The organism is Corynebacterium sp. ACRPZ (assembly GCF_022346205.1).
Taxonomy (GTDB): Bacteria; Actinomycetota; Actinomycetes; order Mycobacteriales; family Mycobacteriaceae; genus Corynebacterium; species Corynebacterium lehmanniae.
This window is the reverse complement of the sequence record NZ_JAKRMR010000047.1, coordinates 1-600: the sequence shown is the minus strand read 5'-3', so window position 1 is coordinate 600 and position 600 is coordinate 1. Positions and strand designations below refer to the sequence as shown.

Sequence of the window (600 nt, the reverse complement as noted above, 5' to 3'; positions counted from 1 at the left end):
TTGGTCCTTCGAGGGTGATGATTTCGGCGCCGGCGATGAGTCGGTTGAGGATGGACTCGGCGATGACGGCGTCCGGGATGGATCTGTACCAGTCTTGCGGGGTGAACTGTGAGGTCACGATTGTTGATCGGTTGCCTTCTCGTTCGGAGAGAATGTTGAAGAGCAGGTGCGCGGTGGCGGCGTCGACTGGGGTGGTGAGGAAGTCGTCGAGGACTAACACATCGACGTTGATCAACTCGCGGGTGAGTTTGAGCCGGGCTGGGTCGTCAAGCGGCATCACTGCGAAGTGCGCGGCGAGCATGTCGGTGCGGTAGAACCTGGCGGAGTAGTCGTTGCGGCATGCTGCGGTGATCAGTGCTTGGGCGAGGTAGGTTTTGCCGACTGAGGATTTGCCCAGGATGACAATGTTTTGGCCCAGGTGGCACCATTGTCCGTGAGCGAGTCGGCTGACTTGTTCTGGGTTGATGTTGCGGTCAGGCGCGTAGACGACGTCTTCGAGGCAGGCATCGGGGTTTGGCGATCGTGATGCCTTGAGCAGTTTGTTGATGCGGCGTTCGCGTCTGGCCGCGACTTCTTTGTCGAGTGCGTAGAGCACCTTTT

At 59.0% G+C, this 600-nt stretch carries 1 protein-coding gene; it reads right to left on the bottom strand.

The genetic code is table 11. The annotated features are described in order from the left end of the window. Nucleotides 1–600, bottom strand: a 600-nt coding sequence (locus MHX64_RS11920; protein ID WP_239357656.1) for an ATP-binding protein, incomplete at both ends; no start/stop codon positions are given.